General features: G+C 63.3%; 17 protein-coding genes. 9 read left to right on the top strand and 8 right to left on the bottom strand.

Features of this window, described 5'->3' with window-relative positions; translation table 11 throughout:
- The first annotated feature begins 151 nt into the window (after positions 1-151).
- From EOA16_RS02125 to EOA16_RS02095, 7 genes are read left to right on the top strand one after another with little or no spacing between them, the layout of a single operon-like run.
- A complete protein-coding gene (locus EOA16_RS02125; protein WP_023808865.1) occupies positions 152-1,048 on the top strand; it encodes a sugar ABC transporter permease in 897 nt (298 codons plus the stop codon).
- A 2-nt stretch (positions 1,049-1,050) separates the two neighbouring features.
- Positions 1,051-1,917 (top strand): carbohydrate ABC transporter permease, encoded by an 867-nt coding sequence (locus EOA16_RS02120; protein WP_127255121.1) that lies wholly within the window; start codon positions 1,051-1,053, stop codon positions 1,915-1,917.
- Positions 1,918-1,921: 4 nt separating this feature from the next.
- Positions 1,922-3,019 carry a sn-glycerol-3-phosphate ABC transporter ATP-binding protein UgpC gene (ugpC, locus tag EOA16_RS02115; RefSeq protein WP_127255120.1) on the top strand — a complete coding sequence of 366 codons (1,098 nt, stop codon included), beginning with the start codon at positions 1,922-1,924 and terminating at the stop codon, positions 3,017-3,019.
- Between the two features lie 5 nt (positions 3,020-3,024).
- Positions 3,025-4,137, top strand: coding sequence for a mandelate racemase/muconate lactonizing enzyme family protein (locus EOA16_RS02110; protein WP_127255119.1), 1,113 nt, complete (start codon positions 3,025-3,027; stop codon positions 4,135-4,137).
- Between the two features lie 9 nt (positions 4,138-4,146).
- Positions 4,147-4,476 carry an L-rhamnose mutarotase gene (locus tag EOA16_RS02105; RefSeq protein ID WP_127255118.1) on the top strand — a complete coding sequence of 110 codons (330 nt, stop codon included), beginning with the start codon at positions 4,147-4,149 and terminating at the stop codon, positions 4,474-4,476.
- Positions 4,469-5,545 (top strand): Gfo/Idh/MocA family oxidoreductase, encoded by a 1,077-nt coding sequence (locus EOA16_RS02100; protein WP_127255117.1) that lies wholly within the window; start codon positions 4,469-4,471, stop codon positions 5,543-5,545. The genes EOA16_RS02105 and EOA16_RS02100 overlap by 8 nt, the downstream gene beginning before the upstream one ends.
- Positions 5,542-5,997 carry a MaoC/PaaZ C-terminal domain-containing protein gene (locus EOA16_RS02095; protein ID WP_164754085.1) on the top strand — a complete coding sequence of 152 codons (456 nt, stop codon included), beginning with the start codon at positions 5,542-5,544 and terminating at the stop codon, positions 5,995-5,997. The genes EOA16_RS02100 and EOA16_RS02095 overlap by 4 nt, the downstream gene beginning before the upstream one ends.
- A 30-nt stretch (positions 5,998-6,027) precedes the next feature.
- On the opposite strand, the gene EOA16_RS02090 is transcribed toward EOA16_RS02095, so the two are convergent.
- The 8 genes from EOA16_RS02090 to EOA16_RS02055 form a co-directional block, all read right to left on the bottom strand.
- On the bottom strand, positions 6,028-6,684 hold the full coding sequence (locus EOA16_RS02090) for a GntR family transcriptional regulator (RefSeq protein WP_127255337.1): 657 nt from the start codon (positions 6,682-6,684) through the stop codon (positions 6,028-6,030).
- 369 nt (positions 6,685-7,053) lie between these two features.
- Positions 7,054-7,932 carry an SMP-30/gluconolactonase/LRE family protein gene (locus tag EOA16_RS02085; protein WP_127255115.1) on the bottom strand — a complete coding sequence of 293 codons (879 nt, stop codon included), beginning with the start codon at positions 7,930-7,932 and terminating at the stop codon, positions 7,054-7,056.
- A 47-nt stretch (positions 7,933-7,979) separates the two neighbouring features.
- Positions 7,980-8,942, bottom strand: a complete 963-nt coding sequence (locus EOA16_RS02080; protein WP_063167527.1) for a 3-keto-5-aminohexanoate cleavage protein — start codon at positions 8,940-8,942, stop codon at positions 7,980-7,982.
- Positions 8,939-9,886 (bottom strand): 3-hydroxyacyl-CoA dehydrogenase, encoded by a 948-nt coding sequence (locus tag EOA16_RS02075; protein WP_127255114.1) that lies wholly within the window; start codon positions 9,884-9,886, stop codon positions 8,939-8,941. Before EOA16_RS02075 ends, EOA16_RS02080 begins: the two co-directional genes overlap by 4 nt.
- 10 nt (positions 9,887-9,896) lie before the next feature.
- Positions 9,897-10,703, bottom strand: a complete 807-nt coding sequence (locus EOA16_RS02070) for an SDR family oxidoreductase (protein ID WP_127255113.1) — start codon at positions 10,701-10,703, stop codon at positions 9,897-9,899.
- 13 nt (positions 10,704-10,716) lie between these two features.
- A complete protein-coding gene (locus EOA16_RS02065) occupies positions 10,717-12,801 on the bottom strand; it encodes an ABC transporter permease (RefSeq protein WP_127255112.1) in 2,085 nt (694 codons plus the stop codon).
- Complete coding sequence (locus tag EOA16_RS02060) at positions 12,798-14,330, bottom strand: sugar ABC transporter ATP-binding protein (RefSeq protein ID WP_127255111.1); 1,533 nt, start codon at positions 14,328-14,330, stop codon at positions 12,798-12,800. Before EOA16_RS02060 ends, EOA16_RS02065 begins: the two co-directional genes overlap by 4 nt.
- A gap of 83 nt (positions 14,331-14,413) precedes the next feature.
- A complete protein-coding gene (locus EOA16_RS02055) occupies positions 14,414-15,541 on the bottom strand; it encodes a sugar ABC transporter substrate-binding protein (RefSeq protein ID WP_127255110.1) in 1,128 nt (375 codons plus the stop codon).
- 226 nt (positions 15,542-15,767) lie between these two features.
- Between EOA16_RS02055 and EOA16_RS02050 the strand changes: the two genes are divergently transcribed.
- Both EOA16_RS02050 and EOA16_RS02045 read left to right on the top strand, forming a co-directional pair.
- A complete protein-coding gene (locus EOA16_RS02050) occupies positions 15,768-16,442 on the top strand; it encodes a GntR family transcriptional regulator (protein WP_127255109.1) in 675 nt (224 codons plus the stop codon).
- A 204-nt stretch (positions 16,443-16,646) separates the two neighbouring features.
- The gene (locus EOA16_RS02045) at positions 16,647-17,669 is read left to right on the top strand and encodes an ABC transporter substrate-binding protein (RefSeq protein WP_127255108.1); all 1,023 of its coding nucleotides are present in this window, start codon (positions 16,647-16,649) and stop codon (positions 17,667-17,669) included.
- The last annotated feature ends 73 nt before the right edge of the window (positions 17,670-17,742 follow it).

Genomic DNA, 17,742 nt, shown 5'->3' with positions numbered 1-17,742 from the left:
ACGGCTCCCAAGGCTGCCTCCCCCATCAGCAATGGGGGAGGCGATCGCGTTTCGCAGGATGCTAGGCGGTTCGCGCTAATCCTACGTCCCTCGCCCACGCATCTCCCGGCCCAGGCACCGCCGTCCGAATGCAAACACCTCAAGGATTCTGATGAAGGGCTTCAAGCCATCCGCGCCATTCCTGCTGCTGCTTCCGGCCATGATCGTGCTGGCGGCAGTTGTCGTGGTGCCGTTGCTGTTGTCGCTCTATTCCAGCTTCACGCCGTTCCGCCTGACGCGGCCAGAGACATTCTATGTCTTCATCGGCATCCGGAATTATCTCTCGATCCTGTCCAACACCGATTTCTGGTGGGCCTTCGGCCGCACTGTGCTGCTGCTGACCATCGCGCTCAATCTTGAAATGCTGCTCGGCCTCGGATTGGCCATGCTGGTCGAGAAGGCGACGCGGGGCCAGCGCATCCTGCGCACGCTGATGATGTTCCCGATGATGTTTTCGCCGATCCTGGTTGGCTTCCAATTCAAGTTCATGTTCAACGACAATATCGGCCTTGTGAACAATGCGCTGCAGTCGCTCGGCATCACGCAGGACGCCATACCGTGGCTGATCGAGGGCCATCTCGCCTTCATCGCCATTTCGATCGCCGAGATCTGGTCGTCGACGGCGATCTTCGCCATCCTGATCCTCGCCGGTCTGCTCGCCATGCCCAAGGAGCCGATCGAGGCGGCGCGGGTCGACGGCTGCACGCCGTGGCAGACATTCCGCTATGTGACCTGGCCATTCGTCATGCCCTTCGCCTACATCGCCATGACCATCCGTTCGCTCGACGTCGCGCGCGCCTATGACATCGTCAAGATCATGACCGATGGCGGACCGGCGGGCCGCACCGAACTGCTTTGGACCCTGGTGGCACGCACCGCCTACAGCGACGGGCGCATGGGCATGGCCAACGCCATGGCCTATTTCTCGATCCTGCTGTCGATCGCCTTCACCGTCTATTTCTTCAACAAGCTCGCCGCGGCGCGCACGCAGATCGGTGCGGAGTGGTGAAGATGGACGAGAATTCTTCCGCCCGCCTGAAGCGCCGGCTGCTTGATATCGTCTATCGCATCGGCCTGTTCCTGGCGATGCTGACGATCTGCCTGCCGGGCCTGTGGATCGTCATCTCTTCGCTGCGGCCGACCGTCGAGATCATGGCCAAGCCGCCGGTGTGGATCCCACAGGAGATTTCGTTCGATGCCTATGTCGCGATGTTCTCAGGCATCGGCAAGGGCGGCATCCCTGTGATCGAATATTTCCGCAACTCGCTGATCATCTCGGTGACCTCCACGGTCATTGCGGTGGCCATCGGCATGGCCGGCGGCTATGCCTTCGCGCGCTACCGCTTCCGCGGCAAATCGAGCGTCTTCCTCGGCCTGATGCTGACGCGCACCGTGCCGGGCATTGCGCTCTCGCTGCCGCTGTTCTTCCTCTATGTGCGGCTCGGCATCATCGACACCCATTTCGGACTGATTCTTGCCTATGTCGCGCTCAATGTGCCGTTCACGATTTGGCTGATCGACGGCTTCTTCCGCCAGGTGCCCAAGGACCTCGCGGAAGCCGCGCAGATCGACGGCTGCACGCGCTGGCAGGCGTTCTGGCAGGTCGAGTTTCCGCTCGCCGGTCCGGGCATCGCCTCCGCGGCGATCTTCGCTTTCCTGACCTGCTGGAATGAATTCGCGCTGGCCTCGCAGCTGACCCGCTCGGTCAGCGCCAAAACGCTGCCGGTTGGCCTGCTCGATTATACCGCCGAGTTCACCATCGACTGGCGCGGCATGTGCGCGCTCGCCGTGGTGATGATCATCCCGGCGCTCACGCTCACCTACGTCGTCCAGAAACACCTTGTCGGCGGCCTGACCTCCGGCGCGGTGAAAGGCTGATACCATGGCAACCGTTACCCTCACCAAGCTGACCAAGCGCTACGGCAACATCGGGATCGTGCACGGCATCGATCTCGATATCGCCGACCGCGAATTCATCGCGCTGGTCGGCCCGTCCGGCTGCGGCAAGTCGACGACGCTGCGCATGATCGCCGGGCTGGAAGAGATCAGCGCCGGCTCGATCGAGATTGGCGGGCGCATCGTCAACGACCTGCCGCCACGCTCGCGCAACATCTCGATGGTGTTCCAGTCCTACGCGCTCTATCCGCACATGACGGTGCGCGAGAATCTCGGCTTCTCGCTGAAGATCGCCGGTGCCGCCAAGGAAGACATGGTCCGCCGTGTCGCCGAAGCCTCGGCCATCCTCGGCCTCGACATGTTGCTCGATCGCCGCCCCTCACAACTGTCCGGCGGTCAGCGCCAGCGCGTCGCCATGGGCCGCGCCATCGTGCGCGACCCCGATGTCTTCCTGTTCGACGAACCGCTTTCCAATCTCGACGCCAAATTGCGCACGCAGATGCGCACCGAGATCAAGAAGCTGCATGCCAAGGTGCAGTCGACGGTGATCTACGTCACCCACGACCAGGTCGAAGCGATGACGCTGGCCGACCGTATCGTCATCATGCGCGACGGCCATATCGAACAGGTCGGCACGCCCGACGAGGTCTTCCGGCGGCCGGCAACGCGTTTCGTCGCCGGCTTCATCGGCTCGCCGCCGATGAACCTGCACGAGGCCACGATCGATGACGGCCAGATGGTTTTCGCCAGCGGTGAAAAGCTGCCGCTGCCCGCTCAGTTCAAGGCCAATGTCACGACCGGCGACAAGGTTGTGTTCGGGCTGCGGCCGGACGACATCTATCCGACCGGCCATGGTATCAGTTCCGGTGGCGCGGCAGACGTCCACCAGATCGAACTGCCGATCACGGTGACTGAACCGCTCGGCAACGAGACGCTGGTGTTCGTCGAATTCAACGGTACGGACTGGGTGTCGCGCATGCTGAACCCGAGGCCATTGAGGCCGGGCGAGCGGGTCGCCATGAGCCTCGACATGTCGCAGGCGCATCTGTTTGCCACTGAGACCGGAAAGACATTGCGGAGCTGATCGGCATGGCCAAAATTGAGAAAGTCGACCTTTGCATGGTGGACCTTGTGCCCAAGGTCAAGCGCACCGACGCCATCCAGAGCTTCGTCAGCCAGGAAACGCCGATCGTCACAATCACCGATTCCGACGGCGCGGTCGGCACCGGCTATAGCTACACGATCGGCACCGGGGGCTCGTCGGTGATGCGGCTACTTTCTGACCATCTGGTGCCACGCCTGATCGGCTGCGACCCCGAGAGGATCGAGGCGATCTGGCACGACCTCGAATTTGCCACGCATGCCACCACGATTGGAGCGATCACGGCCATCGCGATTGCGGCCATAGATACCGCACTGTGGGATCTGCGGGCCAAGAAGCAGAACCTGCCTTTGTGGAAGTTGGCCGGCGGCGCCAAGGACCGCTGCCCGCTCTACACGACCGAAGGCGGCTGGCTGCACATCGAGACGCAGGCGCTGGTCGACGACGCGCTCGCCGCCAAGGCGAAGGGCTTTCGAGGCTCGAAGGTGAAGATCGGCAGGCCGCACGGCTCGGAAGATCTGGCGCGCTTGTCGGCGGTACGCAAGGCGGTCGGCGACGGCTACGAGATCATGACTGACGCCAATCAGGGATTTTCGGTCGATGAGGCGATCCGCCGCGCGTCCAGGCTGCGTGAACTCGATCTCGCCTGGATCGAGGAGCCGCTGCCGGCCGACGACATCGACGGGCATGTGCGCTTGTCGAACTCGACGCCGACGCCAATCGCCATTGGCGAATCGCTCTACTCCATCCGCCATTTCCGCGAATACATGCAGAAAGGCGCCTGCTCGATCGTGCAGGTCGATGTCGGCCGCATCGGCGGCATCACGCCCTGGCTCAAGATCGCGCACGCGGCGGAGGCCTTCGACATTCCGGTCTGTCCGCATTTCCTGATGGAGCTGCATGTCAGCCTGACCTGCGCTGTTCAGAACGGCCGATATGTCGAGTACATTCCGCAACTCGACCAGTTGACCGGTAAGCGCATGCGCATCGAGGATGGCCAGGCGCTGGCGCCCGACGAGCCTGGCATCGGCATCGATTGGGACTGGGACGCGGTCAAGGCCATGAGCATCGCCGAATTCACCACGGCGATCACGAAATAGGAGACGGGCATGCAGCGGATGGGAATGGTTCTGGGGCTGAAGCCTGAAAAGGTCGAGGAGTATGTCCGCCTGCATGCCGCCGTCTGGCCTGGCGTGCTGACCATGATCTCGGCCTGCAACATCAAGCACTATTCCATCTACCTGAAGCGTCCGGAGAACCTGCTGTTCAGCACTTTCGAATATCACGGCAGCGACTACGAAGCCGACATGGCCAAGATGGCAGCCGACCCCACGACGCAGGAATGGTGGGCAGTCTGCATGCCCTGCCAGGAGCCGCTGGCGACGCGTGGGGAAGGCGAGTGGTGGGCCGAGATGGATGAGGTCTTCCATCATGACTGAAGGCGGTTTCGACCCTGCCTTGCTCGTTCAATCCTGGCCAAAACCCTCCAAGCCCCGCCCAATCGTCACCTTCGGCGCCGGGTCGATCGTCGGCGACGCGCATTTCCCGGCCTACCGGAAGGCCGGCTTTCCTATCGCCGGCCTCTACGACCCCGACCACGCCAGAGCTGAAAAACTGGCCAGTCAATGGGGCGTGACAGCCTTTCGCTCGGCCGAGGAGGCAGCCGCCGTCGAGGGTGCGATCTTCGACCTCGCGACGCCGCCCTCGCGTCATGCCGATGTGCTGAAATCCCTGCCCGATGGCGCGGTGGCGCTGATCCAGAAGCCGATGGGCAGCAACCTTGCCGAGGCAACCACGATCCTCGAGATCTGCCGCGCCAGGAAGCTCCATGCGGCGGTGAACTTCCAGCTGCGCTTCGCGCCGATGATGTTGGCGCTCAAGGACGCCATCGCCAAGGGCTGGCTCGGCGAGATCGTCGACTTCGACGCGTGGCTGGCGCTGGCGACACCGTGGGAGCTGTGGGAATTCCTGCTCAAGGCGCCGCGCGTCGAGATTGCCATGCATTCGATCCACTACCTCGATCTGATCCGGCAGTTACTCGGCGATCCCAAGGGCGTCCACGCCAAGACGCTCGGCCATCCCAACCATAAGGTGGCGCAGACGCGCACCAGCGCCATTCTCGACTATGGCGACACCGTGCGCTGCGCCCTGTCGATCAACCACGACCACAAATTCGGCCGCCGATATCAGGCCTGCGAGTTCCGCATCTGTGGCACCGAGGGTGCCGCCTACCTCAAGCTCGGCCTCAACCTCGACTATCCCACAGGCGAGCCGGATATTCTGGAGATCTATCCGAAGGGCGGGACGGACTGGATCGCGGTGCCCTTGGCCGGCGAGTGGTTTCCCGATGCCTTCGTCGGCCGCATGGCCAATGTCCAGCGCTTTGCCGCAGGCGAAGATGCTACGCTGATAAGCCCCGTCGAGGATGCGTGGGGCACGATGGCGCTGGTCGAGGCAGCGTATCAGTCGAGTGCGGCACCGGCGACACCGATCGCGGAAAGACCCTGATGGAACAGATCCAGTATTTCGAGGACTACGAGATCGGCTCGTCACGCCTGACCAGCGGCCGCACCATCACCGAGACCGACTTCATCGTCCATGCCGGCCACACCGGCGATTTCTTTCCGCATCATATGGACGCCGAGTTCATGAAGACGACGCCGTTCGGCCAGCGCATCGCGCACGGCACGCTGGTGTTCTCGGTCGGCATCGGTCTGACGGCAAGCATCGTCAATCCCGTCGCATTTTCCTATGGCTACGACCGGTTGCGCTTCATCAAGCCGGTGTTCATCGGCGACACGATCCGCACCCGCACCACTATCGCGGCCAAGGAGGACGATCCCAAGCGGCCGGGTTCAGGACGGGTGATCGAGCACTGCGAGGTGATCAACCAGCGCGGCGAAGTGGTGCTGGCGGCCGACCACATCTACATCGTCGAACGCAGGCCGGCGCAGGGCTGAAGCCCAGCGCGATACCCATGAGCCACGCCGTCAGGATTTTCGCGACAGGCCATCTTCCCTGATCGCGCTGACCAGCGTCTCGCGTCCCTCGCGAAGATGCTGCCTCAGAATGCTTGTGGCCCTGTCGCCGTCGCGCCGCCGGCAGGCGGCCAGCAGGTCGCGATGCTCCCTCTGCGAGCGGCTGCGATAGTCCAGGTTCGACAGCAGGATGCGGACGTAGCGATCGGCGGCATTGTGGTGCGCCTCGATTAAGGCCAGCAATCGATGGTTGCCACAGGCGTCGTAGAGAGCCAGATGAAAGGCACGGTTCAGCGCGCCCCATCGGCCGACATTGCGCTCAGCGTCGATCTGATCGAGCACCTGTTCCGCCTCATCGAGCCTGGCACCGGCGAGGTTGGGTACAGAGAGCCGGAGTGCCTCGCTTTCGAGCAGTTCGCGCAGTGAGTAGATTTCACTGATCTCGGCGCTGTCCATCCGGGCGACCTGCGCGCCTTTTGTCGGATGGATGGAAACAATACCTTCGGCTTCCAATTGGCGAAGGGCGTCACGGATTGGCATGCGGCTAAAGCCAAACTGCTCGGCCAATTCATCCTGGCGCAGCGGAGTGCCCGCCTTGATGGTTCCACCGGCAATCGCTTCGCGCAGGACATTGGCGACCTGTTCGGCCACGGTCCGCGGCCCCTGCATCACGCTTTCCGCAAATCCTCGCAATCGATGCTCCCAATTCACGCGACGCTCAGTCTAACGGAAACCCCTCTGTGTGGATATATGTATGCCTGTATACGCCACGTCCGGCATTAATTGCCGAACTTACCCGGTTGGATAGATGGCAATGGCCATGGCAGTTACCACGGCTATGTCGGGACCGTTGCGGAACCATCCTGTGGACGCTCGACCTCTGCGGCCCTCACGCTCCCCCTGAGACCTGATCCGACCGTAGAAGCCGCGCACAGGCGACTTCTCGAACGCAGCTTGGTTTCGGCCCATATTTTCAGCGAGGAACCTGCGCGCCAAGGGCTGATCCGCGTATGCTACGGGCGCTTCGCTTGCCTGGCGTCAACCACCGAAGCGGGGTTCCGCAACGCCGTTGACGCCAAGACCCGTGATGGCGAACAGGCTGCCGCGCAAGACGCCGTCGCCGGGGAAACGCGGCAGCGGCGGCTTGGCCATCGAGGTGACATAGAGGGTGTCGAGCTTCGGTCCGCCGAACATGACGCTGGTGATCTTCTTGACCGGCATGTCGATGATGCGATCGATGCTGCCATCGGGCGCATAGCGCACCAGTCGGCCGTCATAGACCAGCGCATTCCACAGATAGCCCTCGGCATCGACGGTCGAGCCGTCCGCCGCACCGCCCCGGCTGGTGTCGACGCGCACGAAGGTACGCCTGTTGGTGGCGGCACCGGTGGCGATGTCGTAGTCGTAGGCCCATATCTCGCCGGTCCAGGTGTCGGCGAAATAGAAGGTGCGGTCGTCGGGGCTCCAGCATGGACCGTTGGAACAGATGATGCCAGAATCGATCCGGGTGACGGAGAAGTCCGGATCGAGCCTGTAGAGCCCGCCGGACGGCCCCTCTTCCATCGTATCCATGGAGCCGGCGAAGAAGCGGCCGTGCCGGTCGACCTTGCCGTCGTTGAGCCGGTTCATCGGCTTGTCCGGCTCGGGATCGTGGATCAGCGTCACATCGCCAGAGGCGAAATCGAGCAGATGGAAACCGCGCTGCAGCGACACCACGGCGCCGCTACCGTCCTTGCGCAGCGCCATTGAGCCGATCTTCATCGGCACGTCCCATGACCGGATCTCGCGTCCGTCGGCGGTCGCCCGAAACACGCGCCCGTCGAAGCTGTCGATCCAGTAGAGGCGCTCCTGTTCGACGTCCCACAACGGTCCTTCGCCCAATGTGGTCTTCACGTCCACCACGACTTCGATCTTCATGCCGTCCTCCTCCGTTTTTGTGTCTCGCGGCGATTGTTCGGGCTGCCTCAGAAAGCGACCTTGTCCCCGCCTTTCAATGACAGGATCTCGCGTGCCTCGTCGGGCGTCGCGACCTCCATGCCGAGCCCTTCGATGATCTTGCGGGCCAGCAAGACCTGCTCGGCGTTCGATTTGGCAAGCTTGCCCTTGCCCGCCCAAAGGCTGTCCTCCAGCCCGACGCGGATGTTGCCGCCAAGGGCTGCCGATTGCGCGGCGATGCGCAGCTGGCTGGCGCCAGCGCCGAGAACCGACCAGCGGAACTGGTCGCCGAACAGCCGGTCGGCGGTTCGCTTCATATGGGCGACGTCTTCGGGGTGGGTGCCGATGCCGCCAAGCAGCCCGAACACCGACTGCACGAAGAAAGGCGGCTTCACCAGCCCGCGGTCGGCGAAGTGGGAAAGATTGTAGAGATGGGCGATGTCGTAGCACTCGAACTCGAAGCGCGTGCCGTTGTCGTAGCAGGTCGCCAGAATGTACTCTATGTCCTTGAACGAGTTGCGGAAGACAAGGTCGCGGGTCGCTTCCAGATGCGGCTTTTCCCAGTCGAACTTGAAGGTCTCGTATTTGTCGGCGAGGTGATAGAGCCCGAAATTGATCGAGCCCATGTTGAGCGAGGCGACTTCGGGTTTGAACTGGGCGGCCGGGCGCACGCGCTCCTCGACCTTCATGTACGGGCTGCCACCGGTGGTGATGTTGATGGCGGCGTTGGTGCCTTGCTTGACGCGCGGCAGGAAGCGGGCGAAGGCCTCCGGCGTCTGGTCGGGCTTGCCTGTTTCCGGGTCGCGGGCGTGCAGATGCAGGATCGCGGCACCGGCTTCGGCAGCGGCGATCGCCTCCGAGGCGATCTGGTCGGGCGTGATCGGCAGATAGGGCGACATGGTCGGCGTGTGGATGGCGCCCGTCACCGCGCAGGTGATGATGACCTTGCCCCTGGTCTGTGCAGGCCCCGGCTTGCGGCTGGTTTGCGTCATTCTCCAAACTCCTGATCCGATTTTCTCTTGTGGGCGGCGAGCGCCATGAGCCGGCGGTCACGCCACACCTGCCGGTCGCCTAGGCTTTGCTGTGGCAGTCGCTTGCGGCGATCAGCCTCGACCGTGTCGATGACCTTGCCGGCCCAGTCGACGCGCCGCTGCGTCTGGGGAAAGATGTTGGAATAGATGCCCTGATAGCGCTCGACATAGTCGCGCACGCCGCCGGGTGCATTGAGATCGATGGTCTCGAACGGCCCCATGAACGACCAACGCAGCGCCAGCCCGTCGCGAATGCCGATGTCGACATCCTCGACGCTGGCAAAGCCGTCGGCGACAAGCCGGAAAGCTTCCTCCAGCAATGCGCCTTGCAGGCGGTTCATGATGAAGCCGTCGAGCTCGCGCTTCATCACCAGCGGCGCATGACCGGCGTCGACAAGAAAGGCGCGGGTTCTCTCGAGCGTGTCAGCAGACGTCCACGGCGCCGGCACGACCTCAGCCGCCGGAATGAGATAGGGCGGATTGATCGGATGCACGACCAGACAGCGATGCCGTCCTTGCAGATGGTCGGTGAATTTCGACGGCAACAGCGCCGAAGTGGAACTGGCGATGACTGTTTGCGGATCGGCAAGGCTGTCGATCAGCGAGAACACCTCCCGCTTCACCTCGAGGTTTTCAGGCGTGTTCTCCTGGATATGGACCGCACCAGCCAGCGCCTCTGCCATCTCGGCGACAATGGCGATCCGGCCGAGCACGGTGTCGACCGCCTGTCCTCGCAGCAGGTCGTTCTGGACGAGATCGCCGAGCACGCCGGCAATGTAGTCGCGGGCGCCACCTGTCGCTGCCGGCGACTGGTCCCACATCCGCACATCATGGCCGGCGCGGGCGAAGCTGATCGCCCAAGCTCGCCCGATGAACCCGCTTCCGACGATCGCGACATTGGCCATGGCTTGTTCCTCAAAGTGTTTCGACGTTGCCGTCGACGCCGAGCGACTGGCCGGAAATGTTGATGCCCGCATCGGAGAGCAGGAAGGCGACCATCGCAGCGACATCATAGGGGCTGGTCATGCGGCGCAGCGAGATGTTCTGGAGATAGCGTCCGGTCATCTCCTCGTGGCTGATACCGACCTGCTTGGCGCGCGCCGAGATAACACCTTCGATGCGTGGTCCCTCGATGATGCCGGGCAGGATGGCGTTGACCCTGATGGCGTGCGGCCCGAGTTCCTTGGCCAGGCTTTGCGTGAAACCGATGACACCGAACTTGGCCGCCGAATAAGGCGTGCGGAAGGCGTAGCCATGGCGGCCGGCGGCCGACGACATCGAGACGATCGAACCGCCGCCCGCCGCCTTGATCAGCGGCACGGCGCGACGGGCGCACAGGAACTGGCCGGTCAGGCAGATGTCGATGCAGCGCCGCCAGTCGGCCGGATCGATCTCGTCGACACCGCCGGTCGGCCCTGCGATGCCGGCATTGTTGATCAGCGCATCGAGCCCTCCGAGTTTTTTCTCGACCGTCTCGAACAGGCGGTCGACGTCCTCGTCGCGCGAAACATCGGCCTTGACCGCGGCGACGAGGCCGATCTTGCCGGGAGCAGCGGCCAGCGCCTCGTCGGAAACGTCACAGACCACGATGCGGGCGCCGAGGCGTGACAGCGTGTCGGCTATGGCAAAACCGATACCACCGGCACCTGCCGTCACCAGCACGCGCTGGCCTTTCAGCCCAGTCAGAAATTCGTCCGCCGATGCCGGCGCCCTTGTGCTCATGGTCCTGTCCTTCTCATTGCAGCCGCCGTTCGCGCAGCGCCATGACGGCGCCCAGAACGACCAGTCCGTAAAGAATTGCCCTCGTGGCGTAGGGAAGCGTGGTGCCGGCCAGCAGCATCTGCAATGCCGTCAGCAACAGCACGCCGCCCAGCATGCCGAGATAGTGGCCGCGCCCGCCGGTGATCAGCGCGCCACCGACCACCACCACGGCGATCGACGGCAACAAATAGTCGTCGCCCATGCCAAGGCTCGCCTGGCCGGAAAAGCCGGTCAGCATGATGCCGACAACAGCCGCGCAGACGGCCGAGAGCATGTAGACCAGGATCAGCGTACGCTCGACGCCGATGCCCGACAATCGCGCCGCGCGCAGCCCGTTGCCGATGCCGTAGACGCGCCTACCGAACGGGGTGCGGCCAAGCAGCAGTACCGCTGCGACGACAAAGACGACCATCAGCAGCACGATTGGGGTCAGCAGGCCGGCGAGCTTGGCCGTCATGACCCAGCGCAGCATCGGCGAGGAAAACCCGGCCGGCGTTCCCTGCGAATAGAGCAGCGCACAGCCTTGGAGAATGCCGTTGGTGGCGAGCGTCATGACTATCGGCGAGATGCCGAGATAGACGATGCCGAAACCATTGGCGAAGCCAATGGCGCAAGCCATCACCAGAACGACCGGCAAGGCGTAGACAAGGGCCGCGTCGGAGCCGTTGACCATGCCGGCCAGGATGATGCCGGAGATGCCGATAGTCCACGGCACGGAGAGGTCGAGGCCGCCGGTCAAGATGACGGTTCCCTGCCCGAGCGCCAGGACGGCGAGGAAGGACGATAGGACCAGCAGGGAATTCCAGTAGCCCGGATTGAGAATGGCGCGGCCGAGCCAGATCTGGGTGACGACCACGATGAGCAGCAGGCAGACATAGGCGGGCAGCGCATAGCGCAGCGTTTCCGCGTTGCGCAGATGGAAGGCGGGGCGCGGCGATGCCGGACTGCGTTGGCCATGGGCTGGTTCGGCGATCTTGAGACGCCGGTCCACGCGCTCGAGCTGCGAGGGCAATATGCCGGCGCGCCAGGCAGCAAGCCGGGCGCGCGCGGCGCGCAATTGCACGGCAAGTACCGATGCGTGCGAGATCGAGCCGGCAAGTGCCGCCAGCACCAGAATGGTGCCTTCGGCGATGGTCGCATAATAGGCCGACACATTGAGCACCAGCAGGATGTTCACCACGATCATCAGGATAAAGGCACCGAAGACAGAACCCACCGGGCCACCCTGCCCGCCGCCGAGACGCGTGCCGCCGACGACGACCGCCGCGAACATCGACAAGAGCAGCGGATTGCCGACCAGCGGATCGCCGCTGCCGGTCTGGGCGCTGATGAACACGCCGGCCAGGCCATAGCAGCCGCCGGCGATCACGTAGACGGCAAAGCGCACCAGCACGACATTGATGCCGACGGCAGCGGCAGACTCCGGATCGCTGCCGACCGCGTAAAGTGCTGTGCCGAAGCGGGTTCCCTTCAGCCAGAACCAGGCGAGCAGCACGACACCGATCACCACCAGCGGCATCGGCAGCCAGCCGGTGATCGCGTCGCCAAGATAGAAGGTGCCGAGATCGGGCGACACGAAGCCGCCGGGCTTGTCCATCACAAGCAGCGTCACGCCTTGCAGGATGAACATGGTCGACAGCGTCACCACGATGGGCTGCATGCGCAGCACGGCGATGAAGAAGCCGTTGAAGGCGCCCACCGCCATGCCGACGCCGATGCCGACGGCGGTCCACAGGATGATGCTGGCGCCTGGCGCCATCGGATCCATGCTCGATGCCATCACGGCATTGACCAGCGATATCACCGCGCCGGCGGACAGGTCGAAGCCACCCGACAGGATGACGATGGTCTGGCCGATCGCCGCGAGCGCCGAGGTGGCGCCGCCGCTCGACAGGAACGACACATCGAAATAGGTCAGCGGCCCGGCGCTGATCCAGTCGACAACGAAGAGCAGGATCGCCAGGACGACAGCTGCGATCAGCGCGCCGCGATTGCGCATCAGCGCACGGCGCAGTCCGAAGCCGCCGGGAACAGGGGATGAGGCTGCTGCGCTGCTCATGCGGCGGCTTCCCCGGCATGCCCGAGCGCCGGGCGCATGATGGCCGGTTCGGTGATGGCGTCGCCTTCAAGTTCGGCCGCGATGCGCCCGTCGTAAAGAACCAGGACCCGGTCGCATTGGTGGACGAGTTCGGGAATCTCGGTCGAGTGCAGAAGGATCGAACCGCCCGAAGCCACGTAGTTTCGCATCATCACATAAAGCTCGTGCTTGGTGCCGACGTCGATGCCTCGGGTGGGATCGAACAACAGCAGGATGCGGCTCTGCGCCACCAGCCATTTGGCGATGGCGATCTTCTGCTGGTTGCCGCCGGAAAACGCACCGGCCCGCGTCCACAGCGCCCGACGGTCGACCTCGACAGTGGCGAATGCCGCCTCGACGGAGCGGGTCTCAGCCTGCGCGTCGACAAGGCCTAGCCGTGTGAAGCGCGATATCACCGGCAGGGTGGCGTTCTGGCTGCCCGACAGCTTCAGGAACAGGCCTTCGGATTTGCGGTCTTCCGGCACCAGTCCAATGGCCATGTTGGGGCGCAGGGCATCGGCCGGCGAACCGAGCCAGACCTTGCGGCCGTCGACGAGGATGTGGCCGCGCTCGATCTCGGCCATGCCAAAGCAGGCCAGGAACAGGTCCTGCTGGCCCATGCCCTGCAATCCGGCGACGCCGAGGATTTCGCCCTTGCGCAGGTCGAAGCCGACGCCGTCGAGCTTGCGCCCGACTTTGAGGTCGCGCACGCCCAGAACCGGCGGACCGAAAGCCTGGGCGCTGTCCGGCTTGGGCGGGAAGGTCTGCTCGATGCTGCGGCCGATGATCTTTTCGATGACGTCGCCATCCGAGACGTCGGCAACCGGCGCGGTGACGATGTGGCGGCCGTTTCTCAGGATCGTCAGCGCGTCGCAAAAGGCGCGGACCTCGCGCATGCGGTGCGTGATGAAGACGATGGTGGTGCCCGCCGCCTTCAGCCTGGCGATGATGTCGCCCAGCCAGTCAACGTCGCGGCCGGCGAGCGTCGAGGTCGGTTCGTCGAGCAAAAGGATGCGCGGCTTTCTGTAGACAGCGCGCGCGATTTCGATCTTCTGGCGCACAGAAAGCTCGAGTTCGCTCACCTCGGCATCGAGATCGACGGAAAAACCGAGATCTTCGATATGGCGACGGACGGCCTTGCGGGCAGCACCGCGGCGGATCAGGCCGGAGATGCCGATGGGGGCATAAGGCAGCATCATGTTGTCGAGGACCGAGAGGTCGCGCACCAGGGTCATCTCCTGGAACGCTGTCTGCATGCCCAGCGCATGTGCTGCGCGCGGCGCGCCGTAAGCGATCTCCTTGCCGAGGACACGGACATGGCCTTGGCTCGGCCGGACCAGCCCGGACAGCAGTTTCACCAGTGTCGACTTGCCGGCTCCGTTTTCACCGAGCAGGGCATGGACGCTGCCGGACGCGATCCGAAACGACACGCCATCCAGCGCGACGGTCGGGCCGAACGCCTTGCTGATGCCGTCGATCTCGATGGCGGGAAGCTCGGAATGTTCTGTCATTGTCCTCGATCGCCGGGCTTGGCATGGACCGACGATGCACGGACAGAAAATGTCCGCGCATCGTCAAGATCGCCTTGGGAGGCTTATTCTTCCGGTTGTCCGACGAGGGCAGCCGCGAGGCCGACCTCGGGTGTCTGGTCCGAGAAGATCGAGGCAAACCAGCCCGGATTGGAGACCAGCGACGGCTTGAAGGCGTTGCAGCCGGCCTTCATCTCCGCCCATGTGCCTTCGTCGCACAGCTTGATCGTCTCATTGGTGACGACCGGCAGCGGCAGGATGGTGGTCTTCGGCACGTCCTTGCCTTCGATCGCCTCGACGGCAAGCTTCAGCGCCAGCGCACCCGAATAAGGCGGCGAGGCATAGGAAATGCGTTGTGCGCCCGCAGGTGCATAAGGGGGAGCGGCACCTTCGACTTCGGTGCCCTCCGGCAGCATCTGGATGCGGCCGCCATTGGAACCTTCGCCGGCGCAAGGCAGGAGTTCGCTGGTCTTCTTGCCAGCCTCGAGCTGCATCGAGTTGGCGGTGAAGCAGCCGACCTGCATCCACAGACCGTTGATGTCGTCCCAATTGCGGGTGGCCAGGATCTTCGAAAGCTCAGTGCGGGCGACCGCCTGGCTCCACATGCCGACAGCCTCGCCGACGATCTTGATGTCAGGGTATTTGGCGAAGACTTCCTTGGCGGCCTTTGTCCGCTGATCGTCAACGGATGTTCCCGGGACGCCCGTGATGGCGATGATGTTGCCCTTGCCGTTGAGCTTCTTGACCAGCCATTCGGCGGTCACCCTGCCCGCTTCCAACTGGTCTATGTGGACGTTGTAGGCGCAAGGCTCGGTGATCTCGGCGTCGTAGGCAAAGACCTTCACACCCTTGTCGCAGGCATTCTTGACGACCTGGTTGAGCGCGGTCGGTGAAATCGGATACACGACGATCGCTTCGGCGCCGCTTTGCACCATTGCGTTGATCTGCTGAATCTGGCGTTGCGCGTTGGGGCCAGCGACCTGGACCTGCAAGTCGACCTTGTCGGCCAGGCTCTTGTGGGCGGCCATGGCCTTGACCATGTTGGCCGCCTCCGCCTGCCAATCATTGCCGATGTAGCTCATGCTGAGAAAGATCTTGTGCTTCTCGGCGGCCTGCGCGGCGGAGAGGCCGAAGGCGCACGCAGCCATGCCGGCCAGCAGCGCGAGCCGCCGGACTTTCGATCCGATACCCATGTGAAACTCCTCCCAAACAGAACGATCGAATGCCTCCCAAGGGCACAAAACGTAACCCTTGTCATTCGATGCCCGCGACCGTAACATGATTTGATCAAATATCAATGATGAAAGTGCTTATATCAAAACAGGCTATGTCAGCCGCTTGACGTGGCACCGCGAACCTTGCATTCCGACACAAGCACACAAGCAAGGTGTCGCCCTCAGGCGGGAAGGTTGACAGGAGATGGCTGGATCCGCGTTCAGGAAGCCTGGTGTCGAGATCATTCCACTGTCCAAGGAAACTCTGCAGGACCGGGTCTATAATCAGGTCACCGAACTGATCCTCGACGGCAGCATCGTGCCGGGCGAGATGGTCACGGTTCAGAGCCTCGCGGACGCCTTTGGCGTCAGTCCGATGCCGGTCAGGGAAGCGCTGCGGCGACTGACGGCAGCCAACGCGCTGACCGTAGTATCTGGGCGCTCCATCGGTATTCCGGCGCTCAGCCGCGAGCGGCTCACCGATTTGCGCAATGTACGTTTTGAGATAGAGGCTATTGCTGCCGGCTGGGCCTCACAGAACCGCAGTGAAGCGGATCTTGCGATTTTCGCGCGCGATTTGGACTCGCTGGAACGGGCGAATGGCGCGGACGACGTAAAGGCTTACCTCAGGGCGAATTACACCTTCCACTTCGCAATCTACCGAGCAGCGGGATCCGAAACCCTGCTCAAGATTATCAAGGATCTATGGCTGCAGATCAGCCCCTATTTCAATATGCTGCATGGGTCCTACTCGACCGCGAACACGTACCATCAACAGATGTTTGCGGCCCTGCGCGACCGAAACGAGCAGGCAGTTCAGGCGGCGGTCCGCGGCGATATCGATGCAGCTTTCGACGTACTGGTCGATCTTTTGAAGTAGCGCCCCGACTCCCTAGAAAGCGATCACGAATTACCATTCCACCGAGGTGGCAGCCGCAACAACAGGCGATGCAGGGCAGTGTCACGCCGACGCTTGCCTATTTGGTATGCTGGTATAATATGTACCTGACATAGCGTGTCTCTGGGAGGTTGCGCTATGATCGCGTGGCAAGCCAAGCCGATCGTGTTTTTGGGAGGAAATACCATGAGATTTGTAACTGTGGCGGCGCTTGCCGGCGCCGCGCTGGCGAGTGTCTCCGTGTTGCCGGCAATGGCATCACCGGACGCGCCGGTCATCGCGCTCGCCAACGCCTATTACGGCAACACCTGGCGGCACCAGATGGTCGAAGCGTTCGAAGCCTCCGCCAAGGAAGCGAAGGCCGCCGGTCAGATCGCCGACTATATCGTCATGAACGGCGACGGTTCGGTGGCGCAGCAGAACAGCCAGATCGCCGAGCTGATCCTGAAAAAGGTCGACGTGCTCGCCGTCGACGCCGCCTCGGAAACGGCGGTCAATGGCATCATCGAAAAGGCCTGCAAAGCCGGCATCATCGTCATCTCTTTCGATTCGGTGGCCTCGGCGCCCTGCAACTACCAGCTCAATTTCGACTTCAAGGGCTACAAGGCAACCCAGGCCGAGGCCGTCTTCAAGATGCTCGGCGGCAAGGGTAACATCCTGCAGGTGCGCGGTGTGAAGGGCTCGGCGCCCGACAACGATATGTTCAACGCGCAGCAGTCGGTGCTGGCCAAATATCCTGACATCAAGGTGGTCGCGACCGTCTATGGCCAGGCAACCGCCTCGGTGGCGCAGGCGGCGATCGCCAATGTGCTGCCCTCGCTGCCGCATGTCGACGCCGTGCTCGGCCAGGGCGGCAGCGACGATGTCGGCATAGCGCAGGCCTTCGTCCAGTATGGCGGCGACTACGCCGGCAAGATGCCGATCATCGAAGGCGGCGGCGGCACCGACTTCGTCAAATGGTGGGCCGAGGAGAACGCCAAGAACGGCTACCAGACGGTGTCCATGAACACCACGCCCGGCATCGGCGGTGCTGCCTTCTGGCTCGGCCTGTCGCTGCTGAAGGGCGCCCAGGCGCCCAAGCTGATGATCATGCCAGTGGCGACGGTCGATGCCGGCAACCTCAAGGAGTACGCCAAGCTGCCGGGCGGCCAGATCATCAGCCCCAGCTATTCGCTGGACTGGGTGAAACAGAACCTGCTGAGCAAGTAACGCGACCCAGCGCTGCCGGATCGAGCGGTGCCGCAGCACCGTTCGATCGTCGCTGTCGAAGAAACGGAGGACG

The sequence above is a fragment of the Mesorhizobium sp. M7A.F.Ca.US.008.03.1.1 genome, from assembly GCF_003997495.1.
Classification (GTDB): domain Bacteria; phylum Pseudomonadota; class Alphaproteobacteria; order Rhizobiales; family Rhizobiaceae; genus Mesorhizobium.
This window is presented reverse-complemented; position numbering and strand designations above follow the sequence as displayed.